Raw genomic sequence first — 21,466 nt, 5'->3', positions numbered from 1 at the left:
TCATGCCGCCGTCATGATGACGGAATCGCCCCAGACCGTGCCCCATTGGAGAACATCGGCGCCGGGGATCTGGCGTTCGCCGGCGGTCCCGCGCAGTTGCCGCGTCATTTCGCGGATATGGTTCCAGCCCGCCACATGCGCCTCCGACAGCAGCCCGCCATTGGTGTTGACCGGCAAGGAACCGCCGGGGCCGATCGTGCCGTCCTGGACGAAATCGGCTGCCTCGCCGGTGCCGCAGAACCCGAAGCGTTCGAGCGTGAAGAGCGGGAGCGGCGAGAAGGCGTCATAGGTATAGAGGCCTTTCACGTCCGAGCGCTCCACGCCTGCCGCCCGATACACCTCCTGGTCCTTTGCCCGGGCATGATTGCCATCGAAGGGCTGTTGCGAAATGCCGAGGCCGGGCGGGGCGAAGATGAACTCGTCACGGCCTGAACGGATGCCCTGCATGCCGGCAATGCGCACCGGTTTCTGCTTCATGTCGCGGGCGCGCTCCATGGTGGTGACGAAGGTGACAACGGCGCCGTCCGTGATCAGGCAGCAATCAAAGAGATGGAGCGGATCGACAACCATGCGCGAGGCCTGGTGCGCCTCCAGCGTCAGTTCCTGCTTCATGATCGCATCGGGGTTGCGGAGCGCGTGGCGGCGGATCGACATGGGCACGGCCGCCAGTTTCTCGCTGGTCGCGCCATAAAGCGCCATGTAGCGCTGCATGGAAAGGGCCGCGCCTCCGGCCGGTGCCGTCAGGCCGTAGGGCGGGCTTTCGCCGTGGGTGCCGCCTTCCTCGCGATTGCCCTCGATATCGCCCGGGCCGCCGAGTATGTCGCGTTCGCGGGTGAACGAGATGCCGGTCACGCAGGCAACGACATTGGCCAGTCCCGCCGATACGGCGAGTGCGGCGTGTTGCAGCGCATTCGTGACGAAACGCCCATGCAGCCAGGACTGGTTCACGTAGCGGATTTCGAGGCCGAGACCTTCCGCCACGCGGTCGTAGTCGAGACCCACCGGCGAACCCATGTGGATCGACAGGCCGTCGATATCCTCGCGTTTCAGCCCCGAGTCCGCCAGCGCTGCCTTGAAGGCCTTGGCGGCAAGGCCGAGCTGGCTGTCCGGCAGGTGGCGGCCGAACCCGGACGCGCCGATGCCAACGATCGCGGCGTTGATCTTCATCATCCCAATCCCGGCTGGAGGAGAATTCGCCCGGAGACGGAGCCCGCCTCGACAAGCTCGTGGGCAAGGCGGGCCTGCGACAGCGGAATGCGCTGCGACACGATGGGGCGGATATCGCCGCGCGCGACCATTTCGAGGCAGTGGCGCAACTGATCGCGCGTGGTCGACGTGGCCGCCAGCATCGAGATGTTTTTCAGGAAGAGCTGCGCCGGATTGAAGGGCACGAAATCGCCCGTGAGCTGGCCGATCATCAACCATCGGCCGCCGACCGCGATGGATTTCCGGATCGGATTGAAGAGCAGGTTGCCGACATTGTCGACGGCCACGTCCACGCCGCGTCCGCCGGTCAGCCGGCGCACCTCGCCCGAGAAATCCTCTCCGCGGGCATGGGCAACGACTTCGTCGGCGCCCAGTTCGCGCAATTGTTCGGCCTTGGCGGGCGATGTCGTCTGCGCGATGACACGCGCACCCTGTGCCTTGGCGAACTGCACCGCGGACATGCCGAGCCCGCCTCCCGAGCCGGTGATGAGAACCGTCTCGCCGGCCTTTACATTGCCGACATCGCGCATGGCATTGAAGATGGTGCCGATGGTGCAGGCCACGATCGAGGCCTCATCGAGCGCGACGCCATCGGGCACGAGGGCGATGTTGTCATGTTCCACCGCGACATATTCGGCATAGCCGCCGACCATGCCGTAGTCGCCAAGGAACTTGCGATCCTCGCAAAGGGGCTCGTGACCGCCCCGGCAATGGGAACAATGACCGCAAATGTGGTAGCGCTGGGCAGTCGCCACCCGGTCGCCCGGCTTGAAACCGGTCACGTCCTCGCCAACCTCGACAACCGTGCCTGAAATCTCGTGACCGAGGATCAGCGGCATCTTCACGCCCTGCTTGAGCGTGCCGTTGCGGGTCACGATGTCATGATAGCAGACGCCGCAGGAATCGACCTTGATGATGACATCCTTGCGATTGGCGACGGGGTCCTCGACGTCGCGGTACTGGAGCACATCGACGCCGCCCGGCGCCTCGACAACCATCGCCTTCATCGCTGGTCTCCTTCGGGTCTGAACTTGAGAAGGGCAATTCCCGGCGCCGCGGTTTCGAACACGGCCCTGACACGCATGCCGGTCCGGATTTCGTCGTTGCCGATACCGACCATGTTGGAGAAGAACCGCACGCCGCAATCCAGCCTGACCTGGACGACCGCGTAGGGCATCTCGGGGACGAAGCCGGGGAAATAGGCCTTGTGGAAGACGCAGTAGGTTTCGACTTCACCATGCGGGTCGACCGCACGCCACTCGCTTTCAGGGCTGTGGCAATGCGGGCAGTAACGGCTGGCGGGAAAACGCGGCCTGCCGCAGGAAAGGCAGTGCTGGACGCGGATCACGCCTTCCAGAAGTCCTTCCCAGAAGGGGCGCTCGGGTCCCTCGATCCGGGGCAGCGGCTTGGCGGGCAGTGGCGTGGGGGCTAGGCTCATGACGGGTCCCTCGAATAGACGATGGACGCACAGACCGGGGAGGCGGCCGCATAGTGGATGTTGGTGGCGTCCTTCACCTGGCGCTCGCCGCATTCGCCGCGAAGCTGGCGCACGGCCTCGACGTTCAGCGCCCAGCCCTGCATGTAACTCTCCGACAGGTGTCCGCCGGAGGTATTGGTCGGGAAGCGGTTGCCCAGTTGCAAGGTTCCGCCCTCGACGAAGCCGCCGCTTTCGCCCACGCCGCAATAGCCCAGGCCTTCCAGCGAGAAGAGCACGGTTGCGGAAAAATTGTCGTAGATCATCAGGGCGTTCATGTCCTCGTGGGAGAGCCCCGCCGAGGCAAAACTGCGCTCGCGAACCGAGCCGAGCGGACCGGCCCAGAAATCGTCGGGCGGGAAGGTGGAGTCGGCAAAGGCCGTCTGCAGCGCCGAGCCGCGGACATAGACCGGGGGCTTCCTCAGATCCCTGGCGCGCTCCGGCGTGGTGACGATGATTGCCACGCCGCCATCGTTGATCAGGCAGTAGTCGAGCAGGCGCAGCGGTTCCGCGATCATCCGCGCGTTCAGATAGCCTTTCAGGTCGAAGCGTTCGCGCATGACGGCCTGCGGGTTCAGGGAGGCATGCTTGCGGAAGGCGATGGGCACCTCCGCCAGTTGCTCCGGCTTCGTGCCGTAGAGTTCCATGTGCCGGCGCATCATCATGGCGTGGAAGGCGCCGGGAGAGGTCATGCCATAGGGAAACCAGATGGCGCCGCCGCCCGAACCGTAACTGTCATCCGCCCCGCCATAGGCCACGCCCGCCGAGCGGCCATTGTTGCCATAGACGAGCGCCACCACTTCGTGGCGCCCGCTCATGACGAGGGACACGGCGGTATCGACCAGGATGCCAGAATAGCGGCCATGGCCCGGCGTGATATTGACCAGTTGCGGGTCCATGCCCGCGATCTCGCAGAACCGCTGATAGTCGGGAATGCGGTTGACGAGGACTGCGTCAATGTCGGCAAAACCGAGCCCCGCATCGTCAAGCGCATTCGTCAACGCCCACATGCCCAGATCATAGGCGTCGTGGTCGGGCATCCGGCCGTAGTCGGTGGTACCAACGCCCGCTATCGCAGCCCTGAGCCTCGTCATGATGGTTTCCCCGTCTCAATCGCGCGCCGCGTCGCGCCGGTGATCGCGGATGCGCTGCCTGTCTTCCCGATGGTGTCGATGGCAGCCAGAAGCTCCTGGGTCTTCATCGGCCCGATTTCCGCCGTTGCCACATCGGCCAGGCGTTGGAAGACCTCGGCGTTGTCAAAGGAACGCACATCGGCGAGCCGTTCGGAAAACACGGTGCCGTCACGCGTCGTGACGGTGATGCCGGCGCCCTGCCTGCCCGGATAGGCGGCCTCGAACTCCGGATCGACCGACAGCGTCACCAACCGCGCAAGCCGCAGCACGTCCGGATCGTCGAGCATGCGGTAGTTGGCTTCGCTGATGCCGCCGCTCGCCAAGACGGCGGCGACCGCATACTGGATGCTCATCTTGGCTTCGAACACGCCCGGGAAAGGGCCCGGATGGTTGCATCCCGGATAATCGATGGCCGATCCGAAGCTGGCGACATCGATTGCATCGATGTCGCCGGCCCTTGCGCCTTTCGCGACGACGGAAAGCGCGGCCTGGATCGGGGTCTGCACATAGTTGCAGGCGGGCGCCGGCTTGAAATAGACCGACATGATCTCCCAGGTGCCGCCGTCGAGCGGCACGATCCCGGCGGCCCTTTCCCGGCGTCCGTAGGCGGCAAAGAGGCCGGCCCGGCCATCGATGGCCGAAGGCGAGGCAAAGACGCCGGTCCTTGCCAGAAGGGCCGCGGTGACTGCGCTACGGGCGGCCGTTGCCGCATGAAAGACCATTTCATGGCCACCGGCCCATGGCCATTCGTTGACGCCGCCCGCCATGTTGGCGGCAAGGCCGATGGCGGCAATCGTCTGGTCACGGCTCAGGCCGAGCAGGCGGGCGCAGGCCGCCGCCGCGCCGATCGCGCCGACCGTTCCCGTCGGCCGGATCCGGGCTTGGAGGTCGGCATCGAACAGGGCCCGCCCGACGCGCGCGCTGACCTCGTATCCGATTGCGCCGCAGGCGAGAAAATCCTCGCCGGGCAGGTCTTCCAGTTCCGAGAGCGCGAGCAGCGCCGGCCAGACGACGACGCCGAGATGGGTGCAACTGGCCACATGCATGTCTTCGCGCACCAGTCCATGACCCAGCGCACCGTTGACGAAGGCGGCCTCGCCAGGCCCCAGACGCTCTTGCGTGCCGATGACGCGGCAAGGGCCTTCCGGACCGATGGCGCCATAGGCTATGGCCTGCCGCCCCCAGGCAAGATGAGCGGCCTCTAACGCGCAGGCGACATAGTCGGCGACGCAGGCGCGCGCCTTGTCGATCACCTCCGGCGGAACCGCCGAACGCGGCGTGCCGATGGTGAAGTCAGCGAGGCGGGCAGCCACCAGGCCGCCTTGCGTGTCCGACCCGGCACTTTCCATGCGTTGCGCTACACCCATCTGGATCTCCCTGGCAAGGCGAACGGCCACCGGGGGCGGCCGCCTGCTGCGATGCGCGTTCGGCCAGCCGGTTCGCCATCTGTCGGTTTGTGGGGAAGGCAGGCCGGACGAATGCGGCAACACTCAAGATGAGCGCTGCACCACGATGCCGATCATGAGTCATCTGGCCGTGCTTGTTGAGGGCAGAGGCTGTCATAACAGCTTTCGACCGTATGAAGGTCGCCTTCCGGTATCCGATCGGTGTTGAATTGCACCAAGAAGCAAAAGCGGGCGCAGGCCTGAAATGCCAGCCGTAAAGGGCGCGCCCGGATCAAGGAGGGTCAACAACCGATGTATCGGCTGCTTGCCGACATGAGGATCGTCGAGGGTGCCGCCTTTGTCGCCGCGCCCATGTGTGCCTTGCATCTTGCGCAACTGGGCGCCGAGGTGATCCGCATCGACGCGATCGGCGGCGGGCCGGACTTCCTGCGCTGGCCACGCGCGCCGGGCGGCGGCGCCAGCCTCTACTGGGAAGGTCTCAACAAGGGAAAGAAGTCGATTGCCCTCAACCTTTCTTCCCCGGAAGGCCGTGAACTGGCGGTGGCGCTCGCAACGGCTCCGGGCGAGGGGGGCGGGATCTTCGTGACCAACTATCCCGTGAACGGATTCCTGTCCCATGACAGGCTGGCCGCCAGGCGCGCCGACATGATCACCGTACGCGTCATGGGGTGGGCCGATGGCGGGACTGCGGTCGACTACACGGTGAACGCGGCGCTCGGGATTCCGATGATGACCGGCCCTGAAAGTCTCGGCGACGAACCGGTCAATCATGTGCTGCCTGCCTGGGACATCGCAACGGGCAATTACGCCGCCTTCGCGCTGATGGCCGCTGAGCGCAGGCGCAGCCGCACCGGGCTTGGCACCGAGGTTCGCGTTCCGCTGGGCGATGTCGCCATGGCCACGATTGCCAATCTCGGCCAGGTCGCGGAAGTGACGGTGTCAGGCGAAGACCGTCCGCGCATGGGCAACAACCTGTTTGGCGCCTTCGGCCGGGATTTCGAGACCCGCGACGGAAACCGCGTGATGATCGTCGCGCTGACATCGCGCCACTGGTCCGACCTGGTCAGGACGCTGGACCTGGCAGAGGCAATCGGCTCGCTGGAAGCCGAGCGCGGCGTTGACCTGTCAACCGACGAGGGTCTGCGTTTCGAGCATCGCGACCGGCTGAACCCGATCGTTGCGGAGGCCGTCGGCAAGAGGACGCTCGGCGAACTGGAGGCGGCGTTTGCAGGCACGGGCGTGTGCTGGGGGCCTTACCGGTCGCTGGCCGGAGCCATGGGCGAGGGCGGCGCGCTCAATGCCGCCAATCCGCTTTTCCACACGCTGAGCCATCCTTCCGGCCATTCCTATCTCACGCCCGGCGCAGCGGGCACGATCACCGACCTCACACGCGAGATTCCGGGCGTCGCGCCGCGCCTCGGAGAGCATACGGACGAGGTCCTGGCCTCGGTTCTCGGTCTTACCGACTCACAAATCGGGGCGCTTCACGACGCGAGCGTCGTAGCCAGTGCGTCCAAGGCTCCGGGGTGAACCGAATGAACGTGCCGCGGTTTTCAACAGGGGTTCTTCCGGATCTGGAACTGATCGAGGCAGGCCGGTCGGCCGTGTCATCGGCCGACAGGTATCTCGCCGCAGTGCGGTCCGCCGTCGATGCCCGTATCCGCAGCAATGGCAAGCTCGATCCCGCCCTTGCGGATACCGAGCAGCGCGCCCTGCATGGCATGGCCTGGGTGGCGACCATCGTCCAGGCGCTGAAGGCGTCCCTCGGCTGGGCGGAGCATCTCTACGGCCTCAACAAGTTTTCCGATCCCGAGCAGATGCTCTTCAGGATCGGGTTCACCGAGTATCTGGGCCAATTGGTCGGCGGCGTCCCGATCAGCCAGAGCGAGATCGTGCGGCCGCAGGATTTCGGAACCATGGCCGCGGCGGCGGCGCTTGCCGAGGATTGCGCCGGTTTTCTCGAAGACAACCAGGGGCCGGCAATCCGCGCGGCTCTGATCAACCATCTTTGCAATGGCGGGACGATCGACGAAACGCTGGATGACGACACGCTCGACATCATCCGCGACCAGTTCCGCCGCTTTGCCGAAGCCAAGGTGGCCCCCCATGCACATCGCTGGCACCTGGCCGACAGCCTCATCCCGCTCAATGTCGTGCGCGAACTTGCCGATCTCGGGGTTTTCGGCATCTGCGTCGATGAGGCCTATGGCGGACTGGGGCTTGGCAAGCTCGCCATGTGCGTTGTCACCGAGGAGCTGAGCCGCGGCTGGATCGCGGCGGGATCGCTCGGCACGCGCACCGAGATCGCGGCCGAACTGATCGCGATCGCGGGGACAAGGGAACAGAAGGACTATTGGCTGCCGAAGCTTGCGTCCGGCGAGGTGTTCCCGACCGCCGTGTTCACCGAACCCGATACCGGCTCGGACCTTGGCAGCCTGCGCACTCGCGCGACGAGGCAGGAGGACGGCTCCTGGCGCATCGACGGCGCCAAGACCTGGATCACCCATGCGGCCCGGTCCGACCTGATGACGCTGCTGGCGCGCACGGCGCCCGACGACAGCGGCTATTCGGGTCTGTCGATGTTCCTTGCGCCAAAACAGCGCGGCACCGAGAACGAGCCCTTTCCCGACGAGGGCATCCGCGGCAGCGATATCGAGGTGCTCGGATATCGCGGGATGCGGGAATACGACATCGCCTTCGAAAATTTCAGGGTGCCTGCCGAGGGGCTGCTCGGCGGCGTCGAAGGGCAGGGCTTCAAGCAGTTGATGCAGACGTTCGAGGGCACGCGCATCCAGACCGCCGCCCGCGCCATCGGTGTCGCGCGCAATGCCTTCGACCTCGGTTTGCGCTACGCGATGGACCGCAAGCAGTTCGGCCGGCCGATCGTCGCCTTCCCCCGTGTTTCCGACAAGCTGGCCCTGCTGATGGCCGAAATCATCATGGCCCGCGAACTGACCTATTTTGCCGCGCGCGAGAAGGACAAGGGGCGCCGCTGCGACATCGAGGCGGGCATGGCCAAGCTCCTGGCCGCGCGCGTGGCATGGTCGGGCGCCGACAACAGCCTGCAGATCCATGGCGGTACGGGCTATGCCATCGAGACCGAGATCAGCCGCGTGCTGTGCGATGCGCGCATTCTCAACATTTTCGAAGGGGCGGCGGAGATCCAGGCTCAGGTGATCGGGCGCGGATTGCTCGCCCGCAAGAACTAGATCCCATGCCGGCCAAGGGAGGAAAACGGTGAAGACATACGGACTGTATATCGACGGCGCCTATTGCGATGCCGAGGGCGGACGCACGTTCGAGACGGAAAACCCCTATACCGGAGAGGTCTGGGCGAAGATCGCCCATGGCAGTGCGAACGATGTCGACCGCGCGGTCAAGGCCGCAAAGGCGGCCCGGCGCGGCGAATGGGGCGAGATGTCGGCCTCGGCGCGCGGCCGGCTGATGATGAAGCTGGCCGACCTCATCGAGGAGAATTCCGCACGTCTCGGCGAGATCGAGGTGCGCGACAATGGCAAGCTGCTCGCCGAGATGGCGACCCAGACCCACTATCTTGCCGGATGGTACCGCTACTATGGCGGCCTGGCCGACAAGATCGAAGGCACGGTCATCCCGACCGACAAGAAGAACATCTTCAATTTCACGCGGCGCGAACCGCTCGGTGTCGTGGCGATGATCACGCCGTGGAATTCGCCGCTCCTGTTGCTGGCCTGGAAGCTTGCCCCCGCGCTTGCCGCCGGCAACACGGCGGTCATCAAGCCGTCGGAGTTCACGTCCGCCTCAACTCTCGAATTCATGGACCTGTTCACGCAGGCCGGTTTCCCGAAGGGTGTCGTGAACACGGTCACTGGCTTCGGCAAGGATGTCGGCGCCGCGCTTGTCGGCCACAAGGACATCGCCAAGATCGCCTTCACCGGTTCCGATCTTTCCGGCCAGAAGATCTATGAGGCGGCAGCCCGCGATCTCAAGCATGTCACGCTGGAACTGGGCGGCAAGTCGCCCAACATCGTGTTTGACGACGCCGATATCGAAGCTGCTGTCATGGGCGCGATTTCCGGCATTTTCGCTGCTTCCGGGCAGACCTGCATCGCCGGTTCACGCCTGTTGCTGCAGCGCTCCATCCATGACGCCTTCGTCAAGCGGCTGGTCGAGGTGGCGGGTGCGGCGAGGATCGGCGATCCGATGAACCCGGAGACCAATGTGGGTCCGGTCACCACGCCGCCGCAATACGACAAGGTTCTCGACTATATCGCCATCGCCAAGGGCGAAGGCGCGCGCTGCGTGCTGGGCGGCAAGCCCTATACCGGGCCGGGCGTCAGCGGGTCGCAATTCGTCGAGCCGACGATCTTCACGGATGTGCGCAATGACATGCGCATCGCGCAGGAGGAGGTGTTCGGCCCGGTCCTGGCGGTGATCCCGTTCGATGACGAGGAGGACGCCTTGCGCATTGCCAACGACATCGACTTCGGCCTTGCCGCCGGCGTCTGGACCAGCGACATCGGCCGCGCGATCCGGATGTCGGAGAAACTCGAAGTCGGCACCGTCTGGGTGAACACCTATCGCGCCGTCAGCTACACCTCGCCTTTCGGCGGCTACAAGCGCTCCGGCATCGGCCGGGAAAGCGGCATCGACGCCATCCGCGAGTTCCTGCAGACCAAGTCCGTCTGGATCGCGACGGAGACAAGCGCCAGCAACCCGTTTGTCATCCGCTGACCTGCGTCGCGGCACTCCCGCGTCGCGCCGTGGCGAAAACCCGGGAGAGCACTTCGCGGGGCAAACGCCGGACCGGGGCGGGGCTTTGAGCCGCCGGCCGGAATAGCAGCTATGAGGGTGCGCACCCTCATCATCGGAGCGCACTCATGTTCATAATGTTTCATATCCGCTCCCGGTCAGGGAGCCCAATCAATGAGGACAGGAAGCATGGACAAGGATATGTACGACAAGGGACTTGCCATCCGGAGCGCGGTTCTGGGCAAGGACTATGTCGACAACGCGATCAAGACCGCCGACGATTTCAACCGGCCGCTGCAGGAACTCGTGACCGAGTATTGCTGGGGTGCGGTCTGGGGACGTCCGGGGCTTGACCGCAAGACCCGCAGTTTCCTCAACCTGGGCATGCTCTCGGCGCTGAACCGCCCGCATGAGATCGAGGTCCACATCAAGGGCGCACTCAACAACGGCCTGACGCGCGAAGAGATCTGTGAGGTATTCCTCCAGGTCGCGATCTATTGCGGCGTTCCGGCGGCGGTGGATTCCTTCCGCATCGCGCGGCGCGTCTTCGCCGAAATCGACGCCAAGAAATGACCTCCAGCCAAAGAGCATGAACATGAGCCAGGAAATCGGCTTTATCGGACTTGGCAACATGGGAGCCCCCATGGCGCGCAGGCTCATCGATGCCGGGAACAAGCTTGTCGTCCACGACGTGAGCGAGGAGGCCCGCGCGACCTTCGTCAAGCTCGGCGCCCGCGCGGTCGCGACGCCGAAGGAGGTCGCCGATTCCGCCGAGACGGTTTTCGCAAGCCTTCCCACCCCGCCCATCGTCGAGGCCGTGGCCACCGGTCCGGGCGGCGTCGTGGAGGGTGCCAAGGTGCGCCGCTTCATCGATCTTTCGACAACGGGCGCAACCACGTCGGTGCGCATCGCCGCCAAACTGGGCGAGAAACAGATCGCGCATCTGGATTCGCCGGTTTCCGGCGGCAAGGCCGGGGCGGAAAAGGGAACGCTGGCCGTGATGGTCTCCGGCCCGCGCCACCACTATGACGAGGTCGAGCCCCTGCTGAAGAACATCGGCAAGCTGTTCTTCATCGGCGAGACGCCCGGCGTCGGCCAGACGATGAAACTCGTCAACAACCTGTTGTCGGCAACCGCGCTGGCGGCGACCTCGGAAGCCGTTGTCATGGCGGTCAAGGCGGGGATCGATCCGAGCATCGCGGTGGATGTCATCAATGTCGGTTCCGGCCGCAACAGCGCATCGCAGGACAAGTTTCCCAATGCGATCATTCCGCGCAAGTTCGATTACGGGTTCGCGACCGGGCTGATGTACAAGGACTTGCGCCTGTGCATGGACGAAGCGGAGGCGCTCGGCGTACAGATGTGGGTCGGCAATTCCGTCAAGCAGCTCTGGCAACTGGTCAACAGCCAGATCGGGCCGCAGTCCGATTTCACACAGATCATCGAGGTGCCGGAGCGGTGGGCCGGCGTTCAGGTCGGCGAGAAAAAGGACTGAAGATGGACGACACATACCGGATCATCATGCTTCGCTATGCCAGGTCGGACCGGCGCCGGCCGGAAAACTTCCATGGTGGCGATCCGCATGACGGTCCCATGCCGATCGAGTATTTCAACTGGGTGATCCAGAACGACAAGCGTACGTTCCTGATCGATACCGGCTTCAGCGAGGAGGTCGGCGCGCGGCGTGGCCGCCAGACACTCAAGCCTGTCGGGCTCGGACTGAAAGCCGTCGGTGTCGATCCCGACACCGTTTCGGACGTCATCATCACCCACATGCACTATGACCACGCGGGCAATCACGACCTGCTGCCGCGTGCCCGCTACCATGTCCAGGCCTGCGAGATGGCCTTCGCCACCGGACCCTGCATGTGCCATGAACTCATGCGCCATCCCTTCGAGGAAGAGGACGTGGTTGCCATGGTGCGCAAGGTCTTCGCCAATCGGGTCGCGTTCTACGATGGCGAGGCGGAGGTGGCCCCGGGCATAACGGTGCACAAGGTGGGCGGGCATTCCAAGGGCTTGCAGATCGTGCGCGTCAACACCGAACGGGGGCCCGTGGTCATCGCCGGCGATGCCTCGCATTACTACGAGCATATCGAGACGGACCGGGCCTTCGCCGTTTTCGAGAATCTCGGCGATCTTCTGGAAGGCTACCGGACGGTCAAGCGCCTGGCACCCTCGATGAAACACATCGTGCCGGGTCATGATCCCAAGGTTTTCGAGCGCTATCCGGCGGTCGACAACATGGAGGGCTGGGCGGTACGGCTCGATCTCGAACCGTCCGAATGAGGGACATTCGCTCCGGCTTTGATCCGTCTAACTGATATGCCTCATGTGGAGGATGGCGGACGCTGGTCCGGTTGCCACGTTCCTGCTTTTATTCAGAACAATCCAAAGAACCCGTACGAAGATCGGGCAGCGGTTTGCCGTCAAGTGTCTGGCTGGGGAGCGTGAGACATTGTGTCGCGGCAAAAGGAGTGCAATCATGCGCGTCGGGAGGATCGCAGCGTGGAGATCAAGCAGCTCAAGTATTTTCTCGCCGTCACCGAGCTCGGAGCCTTTTCGAAGGCTGCCGTCGTTCTGTCGGTTGCCCAGCCCGTTCTTTCGCGGCAGATCCGCAGCCTGGAGGAGGAACTTGGCATCGAGCTTCTCTACCGCAACGGCCGCGGCATCGTGCTGACCGAGGCAGGAGAGCTTCTCCTCGAGCGGGCCAGGGCCATCCTCAGCGAAGCCAGCGCAATCACGAGCGACATCGATTCGATGCGGGCCAGTCCGAGCGGGAAACTGATCCTGGGACTTCCCCCGACGGCCAATGCGATCCTTTCCGTGCCGCTCATCGAGCGGTTCCGGGAAAACTATCCCCGCGTCAAGCTCAAGGTACAGGAAGGCTATAGCGGCCATGTGCTCGAATGGCTTTCGACGGGGCGCATCGACGTGGCCGTGCTCTACGACGCGCCGAAGACATCGACCCTCCTGACCCAGCCGCTGATCGAGGAGGAACTCCTGCTCATCGGTCCGGCCAACACCCCGGCATCACTGCGCGAGAAGCCCATTCATGGCGCCATGCTCGGCGAACTCCCGCTCATCCTGCCCTCGCATCCGCACGGTTTGCGCAATCTCGTGGAAACGCTGCTTGGCAGGATCAAGGTGATCCCGGAAGTCGAATGCGAAATCGACAGCCTGTCGGCGACCCTCGATCTCGTGGAGCGCGGCGTCGGTTACGGCATTCTTCCCTATGCCAGTGTCATCAAGCAGGTCCGCGCGGGCACACATGTCGTCATGCCCATCGTCGAGCCGCGCATGAGCCGCCAGCTCGTGCTTGCAACATCCACGCAACTTCCCACAACGATCGCCACCCGTTCGCTTGCGCAAACGGTCAAGGAGCTTGTCCGCGATCTTGTCGCCGAAGGCATGTGGATTCCGCGGATCGGTGTGGATGGCGTCGCCAAGCTCCCCGCCGCCGCGCGCGCGGGAAAGCTGTCCGACGCTTCGCATGGCGCGGCCCTGACCGGACTCTCCGGCAAGGAAAGCGTTCACTAGCTGCGGGAAGGCGAAAGTACGGTCCTATACCTGCTATGCCGGAAATTCCCTCGATTGATCATTGCGACCGCGGCACATTTCACCGAACAATCCGGGGATTGGAAACGCACGCGGAACCGCAATGCCAGTGATCGATTCTCATGCCCATATCTGGGGGGCGGGCTTCCTGCCGCCGGCCTTCTTCCGCCGTGCCGCCGAGGGATGGGCAGCCAAGGATGCCGCCCGCACGCCCGACATGATCATGCCCAAACTGCTCGAAGGGCTGGTCGATCCGGACGGGGACGATTTCATCGGCAACATGGATGCGGCCGGCATAGACGCCACCATGGTCATGATGCTGGATGTCGGCGCGCCGGTTTTCGGCGAGGAACCGCCGACGCCGCTGGAGGAACAGATCGAGTTCTATTCCGGCCTTCAGAAGCGGCATCCGGGACGCCTCCATTGCCATGTCTCGGTGGACTTCCGCCGCGACAACCATCTCGACCTCATCCGCGACGCGATCGTCAACAAGGGCCTCGCCGGCATCGGGGAAATCACGCCGGACGGATTCTCCGCCGCCGATGACGGCATCAGGCCGATGATGAAGCTGGCGGCCACGCTCGGCGTGCCGGTCCAGATCCATACCCGGACCGGGGTCTGGACCGATTTCGCGGGAACCGATTTCTCGGAGAGCAACCCGGTCCATCCGGTCCATGTCGCCCGGCTGGCCAGGGAACTGCCGGATCTCAAGATCATCCTTTGCCATGCAGGCTTTCCGCACTGGTGGCAGCGGGCAGCCGAACTGGTCGCCGACCTGCCGAACTGCGTGATCGACATTTCCAACTGGAACGAACACTTCACTGAAGACGAAGGCGAACTGGTCGCGCGGCTTGCCACGTGGCGCGGCCTGGTCGGCGCCGAGCGCATCCTGTTCGCTTCCGACCAGGCTTCCGGCCCGCGTTTCACCGGTTCCCGCTCGACATTGCCCGATTGGGCCGGGTTCATCCGCGACTTGCCGGAAACGGCCGCGAAATGGGGCTACCGCTTCACAGCCGGCGAGGCCGCGGCGATCGCCGGCGGCAATGCCGCGCGTTACTACGGGATTGACCGCATATGACACCACGAATGCCTGAGAGTCGAACCATTCCCGCGCTGCTGGCGGAGCAGGCGAACCGTTTCGGTGACCGTGAAGCGCTAGTCGGAGGTGGCCAGCGCTACACCTATTCCTCGTTGCAGGAGGCCGTGCGCGCCTTCGCGAAAGGTCTATCCGCCCTGGGGATCGGTCGCGGAAGCCGCGTTGCGATCCTGATGGGCAACAAGCCCGAATGGATCATCGCCGATCTGGCCATCTGCAGCCTCGGCGGCGTGATGATCGCCGTCAACACATGGGTCACGACGCGGGAGCTGGCCTATATCCTCAAGCATTCGGATGCGGACGCCCTGATCTTCGCCGACAGCTTCCTGAAATATGATTATGTGGCGATGCTTGGCGAACTCGAGCCGCATGACCAGCAGGTGCCGAAGCTGAAGACACTGATCCACCACGGATCCCGGGGTTATCGCGACAGCATCGCCTTCGAGACCATTCCGGAACTGGGACGCGACGTGCCGGAGAAGGTCCTGGACGACGCGGCGGCGGCCATCGATCCGCAGGACGTGACCTATCTTCTCTACACATCCGGCTCGACCTCCACACCCAAGGGCGTCCAACTCCAGCACTATGCGCTGATCGAGAACATGTGGAACCTCGGCAACCGGATGCATGTGACCCATGAAGACCGGCTCTGGCTGGCGGTGTCGCTCTACTGGGGACTGGGCTGCGAGAACGCGCTGTTCAACCTTCTCACCCATGGCGGCTGCGTGGTGCTGCAGGAACATTTCGATGCGGGCGAAGCGCTGCGGATCATAGAGGAAGAGCGGTGCACGCTGTTCTACGGCACGCCCAACATGGCGCAAGCGATGCACGAACACCCTGACCGGCCCAAACGCGATCTCACCTGCCTGCGCTCGGGCGGAGCGACGGGTTCGGTCGAACAGTTCAAGCGGATCGTCGAACTCGGTGCGACAGAAATCTGCCACATCTACGGGCTGACCGAGAGCTACGGAAACTGCAATGTCAGCGACGGCAAGCTGGATCCACGCGACAAGGTCCATGCCTCCGTCGGCAGGCCGCTTGACGGCGTCATCCAGCGCATTGCCGACCCGGAGACGAATGAGGAGCTTCCGCGCGGCAGGATCGGGGAAATCCAGATCAAACGCTATGTGACGATCGGGTACTACAAGGACGAGGACAAGAACCGCGAGGCGTTCACGCCGGACGGCTATTTCCGCACCGGCGATTTCGGGTTCGTCGATGAGGACGGCTTTCTCTATTTCCGCGGCCGCATCAAGGAAATGATCAAGACAGGCGGCATCAACGTGTCGCCGGCCGAGGTCGAGGACCTGCTGATGAGCCAGCCCGGCGTCAAGCTCGCCTTTGTCGTCGGAGTGCCGGACGAGGTTCGTGACGAGATCATCGGCGCCGTCATCGTTCCGAGCGGCCCTGTTCCTAAAGACTTCACAAAGACCCTCGATGCGGCCATGCGCAAGGAACTCGCCGCCTACAAGGTTCCGCGTCTCTATCATTTCGTGGAGGAGAAGGACTTGCCCCTGACCACCACCGGCAAGGTTCAGAAGAACCGCTTTGCCGACTACTTCAAGAGGACCTGACCGGATGGATTTGCAACTCAAGGGACGCACGGCGCTGGTAACAGGCGCGAGCGCCGGCATCGGCGCGGGCATCGTGGAAGTCCTGGCACGCGAAGGCGCTGTCGTTGTTGCGACAGCACGGCGCGCGGATCTTCTGGAGGCGCTGGCCGAAAAGGTGGCTGCCGCCGGCCATGGGCGGCTCGTCCTGATCCCCGGCGACATAACGGACAAGGACGATGTCGCGCGCATTGCCCGCGAAGCCCAGGAGGCGGTCGGCCCGATCCAGATCCTCGTCAATTGCGCGGGCGGGTCGAGGCCCTTGCCGATCGATGCCCCGGATGAAGACTGGGACGAGGCTTTCGCGCTCAACTTCACCGCGGTGCGGCGGATGACACAGGAATTGTTGCCGGCCATGCGTGCCGCCCGCTGGGGCCGCATCATCAACCTGAGCGGCACCATGGAACCGCGCAGCGTCAATGCTGCAAGCGCGGCAAAGGCAGCGGTTCATCTCTGGGCAAAGGGGCTGGCCTGCGACATCGCCAGGGAAGGCATCACCGTCAACACCATCCCGCCGGGCCGCATTGTGAGCGAGCAGATCTTGAACAGGCTGCATCCGACCGAGGAAGCGCGGCAGAGCTTCATCGAGAGGAACATTCCGATCGGATATTTCGGCAAACCGGAGGATATCGGAAACCTGGTCGCCTTTCTCGCCTCGCCGCTGGCCGGCTACATCACCGGCAATGTGATCCCGGTCGATGGCGGGATGCACAATTTCGCGCATTGATCCGACCGGACCGCTCCCGGTCTCCGGACCACCCCTCCCGAAAGCGGAACGTCCGGCATCTTGCCAGAGGGTGCCGGGACCATTCCCTCACAGAGGATGGGAACGCCGCGCGAGGCAAGGCGTTCCCGGTCGTCAGTAGCGGCGGATCAGTCCTACAAGACGGCCCTGCACCTTGACGCGGTGGGGCGGGAAGATCCGTGTCTCGAAGGACGGGTTGGCCGCTTCGAGCGCAATCGAGGCGCCCTTGCGGCGGAAGCGCTTCAACGTCGCTTCCTCCTCGTCCACCAGGGCGACGACGATGTCACCGGGATTGGCGGTCTGACCGTTGCGGATGATCACCGTGTCACCGTCGAAGATGCCGGCCTCGATCATGGAATCGCCGCGTACCTCAAGCGCATAGTGCTCGCCGCCGCCCAGCATGTCCGGCGGAACGGCAATGGTGTGGGTCTGGTGCTGGATCGCGTCGATCGGCACGCCTGCGGCAATGCGCCCCATCACGGGGATGGCGATCGATTGCGCCGCATCGCCTTCGGGCGTTGCCGGTCTTGCCGCGGCCGGTTGCCCCCGGCCACCCTCGATGACGCTTGGCGAGAATCCGCGCGTCTGCGGTCCGTTCGCCATGGCCTCGGGAAGACGGATCACCTCCAGCGCGCGCGCCCGGTTGGGCAGGCGGCGGATGAAGCCCCGTTCCTCCAGCGCCGTGATCAGGCGGTGAATGCCCGATTTCGAAGCCAGGTCCAGCGCATCCTTCATCTCGTCGAAGGATGGCGGAATGCCCGTCTCCTTCAGCCGCTGATGGATGAAGAGCAGAAGTTCATGCTGTTTGCGGGTGAGCACAGGCCACCTCCAGACGAGTCGCAATACAAAACCGGAACAAACATATCTGTTCCCGTCCTGTTCCGCAAGGGGCTGCCCATCCGGTCCCGAAAAGGACGGTCCGGGGCAAGGTGTCAGGTGTCCGGATTGCGCAGGATGAGGCAGGGAACCGCAACGCCTTTTGCCGCTTGCGGGGCAGCGATGGGCCGGATCACGAGGCAATTGGCCCCGGCGAGGGTGGAAAGCATGGAGGAATCCTGGCGCTCGAAAGGCGTGACGCCGAGCCCGCCCGTGCCATCGCCCGCGCAGACCGCGCGCACATGATCCTGCCGGTCGCCATTGGCCTTCATCGGCACGGTCAGCCGGGCCATGCGGATGTCGTGGACGTGACGGGCGCCGCACATCGCGGTGATCAGCGGCAGCAGGAACAGATGGGCACAGACCAGGCTGGAGACAGGATTTCCCGGCAGGCCGAGCACGCGCGTTTCGCCGAAGCGGCCGACCATGAGGGGCTTGCCGGGCCGCATGGCGATCTTCCAGAAATCGAGGTCCATGCCCATGTCGGTCAGGACCGACTGGACGAGATCGTGATCGCCGACGGAAGCGCCGCCCAAGGTGACGATGATGTCGGCGCCGGCATCGCGCGCGCGGCCGACCGCGGCGGCTATGACGGCGCGGTCGTCGCGGGCAATCCCCAGGTCGATGACCGCGGCGCCGGCCTCGGCGGCCAGGGCCGCAACGCCGAAGGAATTGGATGCAATGATCTGGTCCGGGCCGGGCAGGGTGCCGGGCGGCACGAGTTCGTCACCGGTCGCCAGGATCGCCACCAGGGGCCTGCGCGCGACCGGCAGGCGGTCGTGATTGGCTGCCGCGGCCAGCGACAGCGCCGCGGCGTCCAGCTTTCGTCCGGCCTTCAGGATCGTACCGCCCTGGCGGAAGTCCAGGCCTTCGACGCGGATGTTGCGGCCTTCCGGCTCTGACTGTCCGGCGCGGATGCGGCCGCCGCCAAGGACCGTCACGTCTTCCTGGAGGATGACGGTGTCGGCGCCGGGCGGAACCGGTGCGCCGGTGAAGATGCGGACGCATTCGCCAGCACCGACCTTGCCGGAGAAGCGGTGGCCGGCGGCGGATTCGCCGATCACGTCCAGTTCGGCCGGCACGGTGGCGATGTCGGCTGCCCGCACGGCATAACCGTCCATGGCGGAAGCGGGGAACGGCGGCTGTGTTCTGCGCGCGGCCAGGTCCTCGGCCAGGTAGCGGCCTGCCGCGTCGGCGATGTGCACGTCCTGCGTGCCCAGCAGTCCGGCGCCTTCAAGCAGCCGGGACAGCGCCTCTGCGACGGGAAGCAATGCCATGTTCTCTTTCCTCAGTCCTCTGCGCGCCAATGGCCCGATTTTCCGCCCTGTTTCTCGATCAGGCGGATATCGGTGAGCACCATGCCGCGGTCCACGGCCTTGGCCATGTCGTAGATCGTCAGGCAAGCCACCGAGACAGCAGAAAGCGCTTCCATTTCCACACCGGTCTGGCCGTTGACGCGCGCCAGGGCGCGTACGCGAAGGCCGGGCAGGGCGTCGTCAGGCTCGATGTCGACAGTCACCTTTGTCAGCAGCAATGGATGACACAGCGGCACCAGTTCGTGCGTCTTCTTGGCGGCCATGATGCCGGCGATGCGCGCGGTGGCAATCACGTCGCCCTTCTTGGCATTGCCCGCCAGGATCATGGCGAGCGTTCCGGCATTCATTCGCACCGCGCCTTCCGCAACGGCCGTGCGGGTGGTCGCGGCCTTGTCGCCGACATCGACCATGTGGGCTTCGCCAGAATCGGCGATATGCGTGAGACGGTCAGCCATGGCTCAGCCCACAGCCCGGCGGGCGGTGCCGCCCTCGAGCAGGGCGCGGGTTGCGGCCGTCACATCGTCCTGGCGCATCAGGCTTTCGCCCACCAGGAAGGTCGTCACGCCGCAGCCGGCAAGCCGCGTGCAATCGTCATGGGTGAAGATGCCGCTCTCGCCGACGAGCAGGCGGTCGTCCGGCGCCATCGCGGCCAGGCGCTCGGTCGTCGCGAGGCTGACCTCGAAGGTGCGCAGATTGCGGTTGTTCACCCCGAGCAGGCGGGAGGAGAGGGTCAGCGCGCGCTCCATTTCGGCCTCGTCATGGACCTCGATGAGCGCATCCATGCCCGCTTCGAAAGCCGTCTCTTCAAGGGCGCGGGCCTCGCCGTCGGAAAGGCTTGCCATGATGATGAGGATGCAGTCGGCGCCCCATGACCGGGCTTCCCAGACCTGGTAGGGCTCGAACATGAAATCCTTGCGCAGGGCGGGCAGGGCGACGGCCTCACGCGCGGCCGTCAGGAATTCGGGCGCACCCTGAAAGCTCGGGCTGTCGGTGAGCACCGAAAGGCAGGCCGCGCCACCGGCCTCGTAGGCGCGCGCCAGCGCCGGTGGGTCGAAATCGGCACGGATCAGACCCTTGGACGGGCTGGCCTTCTTGATCTCGGCGATCAGGCCGAAGCGCGTGGCCGCCTTGCGGTCCTCAAGCGCCTTCAGGAAGCCGCGCGGCGCATCGGCATCGCGTGCCCTGGCCCTTACCTCTGCAAGCGGCAGGGCTGCCTTGGCGGCGGCGATTTCCTCGCGTTTGTAGGCTTCGATCTTCTTCAGGATATCGGCCATGGTCAGGCTTCCTTGCCGGCGTTGGACACCGCGACCAGGCGTTCCAGCGCGGCGAAGGCACGTCCTTCGTCGATGGAGGCCGCGGCCATGGCGACGCCCTCGGCGACGGTTTCCGCCTTGTCCGCAACGACGAGCGAGGCGCCGGCGTTCAGCAGGGCGATGTCGCGGTAGGCGTTTTTCTCGCCCTGAAGCACTCCGCGCAAGGCCTTCGCATTGTGGGCGCCGTCACCGCCCTTGAGGTCGGCGAGCGATGCGCGCGCCAGACCGGCATCCTCAGGTGTCACGTCGAAACGGCGCACCGTGCCTTCGTTCAGTTCCACAACATGGGTAACCCCTGTGGTGGTCATCTCGTCAAGGCCGTCGCCGTGGACCATCCAGACCCGTTGCGAGCCCAGGTCCCTGAGGACATGGGCCAGCGATTCCAGCCATTGCGGCGCGAACACGCCGACAAGCTGCCGCTTGACCCCGGCCGGGTTGGAAAGGGGCCCGAGCAGGTTGAAGATCGTGCGCGTTCCCAGTTCCACGCGGGTGGGGCCGACAAAACGCATGGCGGAATGGTGGGCGGGCGCGAACATGAAGCCCAGTCCGGCCTCGCGGATGCAACGCGCGATCCCGGCGGGATCAAGTTCCAGGTTGATGCCAAGCGCCGCGAGGGCGTCCGCCGCGCCGGATTTCGAGGACAGCGCGCGGTTGCCATGCTTGGCGACGGGCACGCCGCAGCCGGCGACGATGAAGGCGGCGCATGTGGAGACGTTGTAGGTGCCGGAACCGTCGCCCCCCGTGCCGACGATGTCGATGGCATCGGCGGGCGCCTCGACCGGCACCATCTTGGCGCGCATGGTCGAGACGGCGCCGGAAATCTCGTCCACCGTTTCACCGCGAACGCGCAGCGCCATCAGGAACCCGCCCATCTGGCTGGGCGTCGCGTTGCCCGACATCATGATGTCGAAGGCATTGCGCGCTTCCTCGAAGCTCAGCGGCGCGCCCTCTGCCACCTTGGCTATCGCGCTTTTCAGTTCACTCATCGCCCCCTCCGCGATA

General features: G+C 64.9%; 20 protein-coding genes. 10 read left to right on the top strand and 10 right to left on the bottom strand.

Annotated features, from left to right (window positions below; genetic code table 11):
- The 5 genes from ACLB6G_RS13790 to ACLB6G_RS13770 are packed head-to-tail and all read right to left on the bottom strand — an operon-like array spanning nt 1 to nt 5,180.
- Nucleotides 1-1,170, bottom strand: a complete 1,170-nt coding sequence (locus ACLB6G_RS13790; RefSeq protein ID WP_410356759.1) for a thiolase C-terminal domain-containing protein — start codon at nt 1,168-1,170, stop codon at nt 1-3.
- Nucleotides 1,167-2,213, bottom strand: coding sequence for an alcohol dehydrogenase catalytic domain-containing protein (locus tag ACLB6G_RS13785; RefSeq protein ID WP_410356758.1), 1,047 nt, complete (start codon nt 2,211-2,213; stop codon nt 1,167-1,169). Before ACLB6G_RS13785 ends, ACLB6G_RS13790 begins: the two co-directional genes overlap by 4 nt.
- Nucleotides 2,210-2,644, bottom strand: a complete 435-nt coding sequence (locus ACLB6G_RS13780) for a Zn-ribbon domain-containing OB-fold protein (protein ID WP_410356757.1) — start codon at nt 2,642-2,644, stop codon at nt 2,210-2,212. Before ACLB6G_RS13780 ends, ACLB6G_RS13785 begins: the two co-directional genes overlap by 4 nt.
- The gene (locus ACLB6G_RS13775) at nt 2,641-3,774 is read right to left on the bottom strand and encodes a thiolase family protein (RefSeq protein WP_410356756.1); all 1,134 of its coding nucleotides are present in this window, start codon (nt 3,772-3,774) and stop codon (nt 2,641-2,643) included. The genes ACLB6G_RS13780 and ACLB6G_RS13775 overlap by 4 nt, the downstream gene beginning before the upstream one ends.
- Nucleotides 3,771-5,180 (bottom strand): MmgE/PrpD family protein, encoded by a 1,410-nt coding sequence (locus tag ACLB6G_RS13770; RefSeq protein ID WP_410356755.1) that lies wholly within the window; start codon nt 5,178-5,180, stop codon nt 3,771-3,773. Before ACLB6G_RS13770 ends, ACLB6G_RS13775 begins: the two co-directional genes overlap by 4 nt.
- Nucleotides 5,181-5,510: 330 nt before the next feature.
- On the opposite strand from ACLB6G_RS13770, the gene ACLB6G_RS13765 reads away from it, so the two are divergent.
- The 10 genes from ACLB6G_RS13765 (at nt 5,511) to ACLB6G_RS13720 (ending at nt 16,941) form a co-directional block, all read left to right on the top strand.
- Nucleotides 5,511-6,749, top strand: coding sequence for a CoA transferase (locus tag ACLB6G_RS13765; RefSeq protein WP_410356754.1), 1,239 nt, complete (start codon nt 5,511-5,513; stop codon nt 6,747-6,749).
- 5 nt (nt 6,750-6,754) lie between these two features.
- Nucleotides 6,755-8,428 carry an acyl-CoA dehydrogenase family protein gene (locus ACLB6G_RS13760; RefSeq protein WP_410356753.1) on the top strand — a complete coding sequence of 558 codons (1,674 nt, stop codon included), beginning with the start codon at nt 6,755-6,757 and terminating at the stop codon, nt 8,426-8,428.
- Nucleotides 8,429-8,456: 28 nt separating this feature from the next.
- Complete coding sequence (locus ACLB6G_RS13755) at nt 8,457-9,932, top strand: aldehyde dehydrogenase (protein ID WP_410356752.1); 1,476 nt, start codon at nt 8,457-8,459, stop codon at nt 9,930-9,932.
- 207 nt (nt 9,933-10,139) lie between these two features.
- Nucleotides 10,140-10,523 (top strand): carboxymuconolactone decarboxylase family protein, encoded by a 384-nt coding sequence (locus ACLB6G_RS13750; RefSeq protein WP_410356751.1) that lies wholly within the window; start codon nt 10,140-10,142, stop codon nt 10,521-10,523.
- A gap of 22 nt (nt 10,524-10,545) precedes the next feature.
- On the top strand, nt 10,546-11,445 hold the full coding sequence (locus ACLB6G_RS13745) for an NAD(P)-dependent oxidoreductase (RefSeq protein ID WP_410356750.1): 900 nt from the start codon (nt 10,546-10,548) through the stop codon (nt 11,443-11,445).
- 2 nt (nt 11,446-11,447) lie between these two features.
- Nucleotides 11,448-12,239 (top strand): N-acyl homoserine lactonase family protein, encoded by a 792-nt coding sequence (locus ACLB6G_RS13740; protein WP_410356749.1) that lies wholly within the window; start codon nt 11,448-11,450, stop codon nt 12,237-12,239.
- 219 nt (nt 12,240-12,458) lie between these two features.
- The gene (locus ACLB6G_RS13735; RefSeq protein WP_410356748.1) at nt 12,459-13,490 is read left to right on the top strand and encodes a LysR substrate-binding domain-containing protein; all 1,032 of its coding nucleotides are present in this window, start codon (nt 12,459-12,461) and stop codon (nt 13,488-13,490) included.
- A gap of 121 nt (nt 13,491-13,611) precedes the next feature.
- Nucleotides 13,612-14,586: an amidohydrolase family protein gene (locus tag ACLB6G_RS13730; RefSeq protein WP_410356747.1), complete on the top strand. Its 975-nt coding sequence runs from the start codon at nt 13,612-13,614 to the stop codon at nt 14,584-14,586.
- A gap of 8 nt (nt 14,587-14,594) precedes the next feature.
- Complete coding sequence (locus ACLB6G_RS13725) at nt 14,595-16,178, top strand: class I adenylate-forming enzyme family protein (protein WP_410356746.1); 1,584 nt, start codon at nt 14,595-14,597, stop codon at nt 16,176-16,178.
- A 4-nt stretch (nt 16,179-16,182) separates the two neighbouring features.
- Nucleotides 16,183-16,941 (top strand): SDR family NAD(P)-dependent oxidoreductase, encoded by a 759-nt coding sequence (locus tag ACLB6G_RS13720; RefSeq protein ID WP_410356745.1) that lies wholly within the window; start codon nt 16,183-16,185, stop codon nt 16,939-16,941.
- Between the two features lie 132 nt (nt 16,942-17,073).
- Here the strand turns inward: ACLB6G_RS13720 and lexA are convergent, their stop codons facing one another.
- The 5 genes from lexA to trpD all read right to left on the bottom strand — a co-directional run bounded on the left by lexA (nt 17,074) and on the right by trpD (nt 21,450).
- A complete protein-coding gene (gene lexA, locus ACLB6G_RS13715) occupies nt 17,074-17,778 on the bottom strand; it encodes a transcriptional repressor LexA (protein WP_410356744.1) in 705 nt (234 codons plus the stop codon).
- Nucleotides 17,779-17,891: 113 nt separating this feature from the next.
- On the bottom strand, nt 17,892-19,112 hold the full coding sequence (locus ACLB6G_RS13710) for a molybdopterin molybdotransferase MoeA (RefSeq protein WP_410356743.1): 1,221 nt from the start codon (nt 19,110-19,112) through the stop codon (nt 17,892-17,894).
- A gap of 11 nt (nt 19,113-19,123) precedes the next feature.
- The gene (gene moaC / locus ACLB6G_RS13705; protein WP_410356742.1) at nt 19,124-19,606 is read right to left on the bottom strand and encodes a cyclic pyranopterin monophosphate synthase MoaC; all 483 of its coding nucleotides are present in this window, start codon (nt 19,604-19,606) and stop codon (nt 19,124-19,126) included.
- A gap of 3 nt (nt 19,607-19,609) precedes the next feature.
- Entirely contained in the window at nt 19,610-20,425 is an 816-nt protein-coding gene (gene trpC / locus ACLB6G_RS13700; protein WP_410356741.1) for an indole-3-glycerol phosphate synthase TrpC, read from the bottom strand.
- A gap of 2 nt (nt 20,426-20,427) precedes the next feature.
- A complete protein-coding gene (gene trpD, locus ACLB6G_RS13695) occupies nt 20,428-21,450 on the bottom strand; it encodes an anthranilate phosphoribosyltransferase (RefSeq protein ID WP_410356740.1) in 1,023 nt (340 codons plus the stop codon).
- Between the last annotated feature and the right edge of the window lie 16 nt (nt 21,451-21,466).

It is taken from the genome of Zhengella sedimenti (assembly GCF_046506625.1).
Classification (GTDB): domain Bacteria; phylum Pseudomonadota; class Alphaproteobacteria; order Rhizobiales; family Rhizobiaceae; genus Zhengella; species Zhengella sedimenti.
This window is presented reverse-complemented; position numbering and strand designations above follow the sequence as displayed.

What these genes read in the sequence shown, in the direction of transcription:
- ACLB6G_RS13790 (WP_410356759.1), bottom strand. Translation starts at nt 1,170, where the DNA reads ATGATGAAGATCAACGCCGCGATCGTTGGCATCGGCGCGTCCGGGTTC.
- ACLB6G_RS13750 (WP_410356751.1), top strand. Translation starts at nt 10,140, where the DNA reads ATGGACAAGGATATGTACGACAAGGGACTTGCCATCCGGAGCGCGGTT.
- ACLB6G_RS13770 (WP_410356755.1), bottom strand. Translation starts at nt 5,180, where the DNA reads ATGGGTGTAGCGCAACGCATGGAAAGTGCCGGGTCGGACACGCAAGGC.
- ACLB6G_RS13765 (WP_410356754.1), top strand. Translation starts at nt 5,511, where the DNA reads ATGTATCGGCTGCTTGCCGACATGAGGATCGTCGAGGGTGCCGCCTTT.
- ACLB6G_RS13780 (WP_410356757.1), bottom strand. Translation starts at nt 2,644, where the DNA reads ATGAGCCTAGCCCCCACGCCACTGCCCGCCAAGCCGCTGCCCCGGATC.
- ACLB6G_RS13730 (WP_410356747.1), top strand. Translation starts at nt 13,612, where the DNA reads ATGCCAGTGATCGATTCTCATGCCCATATCTGGGGGGCGGGCTTCCTG.
- ACLB6G_RS13710 (WP_410356743.1), bottom strand. Translation starts at nt 19,112, where the DNA reads ATGGCATTGCTTCCCGTCGCAGAGGCGCTGTCCCGGCTGCTTGAAGGC.
- ACLB6G_RS13720 (WP_410356745.1), top strand. Translation starts at nt 16,183, where the DNA reads ATGGATTTGCAACTCAAGGGACGCACGGCGCTGGTAACAGGCGCGAGC.
- moaC (WP_410356742.1), bottom strand. Translation starts at nt 19,606, where the DNA reads ATGGCTGACCGTCTCACGCATATCGCCGATTCTGGCGAAGCCCACATG.
- ACLB6G_RS13785 (WP_410356758.1), bottom strand. Translation starts at nt 2,213, where the DNA reads ATGAAGGCGATGGTTGTCGAGGCGCCGGGCGGCGTCGATGTGCTCCAG.
- ACLB6G_RS13725 (WP_410356746.1), top strand. Translation starts at nt 14,595, where the DNA reads ATGCCTGAGAGTCGAACCATTCCCGCGCTGCTGGCGGAGCAGGCGAAC.
- ACLB6G_RS13745 (WP_410356750.1), top strand. Translation starts at nt 10,546, where the DNA reads ATGAGCCAGGAAATCGGCTTTATCGGACTTGGCAACATGGGAGCCCCC.
- ACLB6G_RS13760 (WP_410356753.1), top strand. Translation starts at nt 6,755, where the DNA reads ATGAACGTGCCGCGGTTTTCAACAGGGGTTCTTCCGGATCTGGAACTG.
- trpC (WP_410356741.1), bottom strand. Translation starts at nt 20,425, where the DNA reads ATGGCCGATATCCTGAAGAAGATCGAAGCCTACAAACGCGAGGAAATC.
- trpD (WP_410356740.1), bottom strand. Translation starts at nt 21,450, where the DNA reads ATGAGTGAACTGAAAAGCGCGATAGCCAAGGTGGCAGAGGGCGCGCCG.
- ACLB6G_RS13740 (WP_410356749.1), top strand. Translation starts at nt 11,448, where the DNA reads ATGGACGACACATACCGGATCATCATGCTTCGCTATGCCAGGTCGGAC.
- ACLB6G_RS13775 (WP_410356756.1), bottom strand. Translation starts at nt 3,774, where the DNA reads ATGACGAGGCTCAGGGCTGCGATAGCGGGCGTTGGTACCACCGACTAC.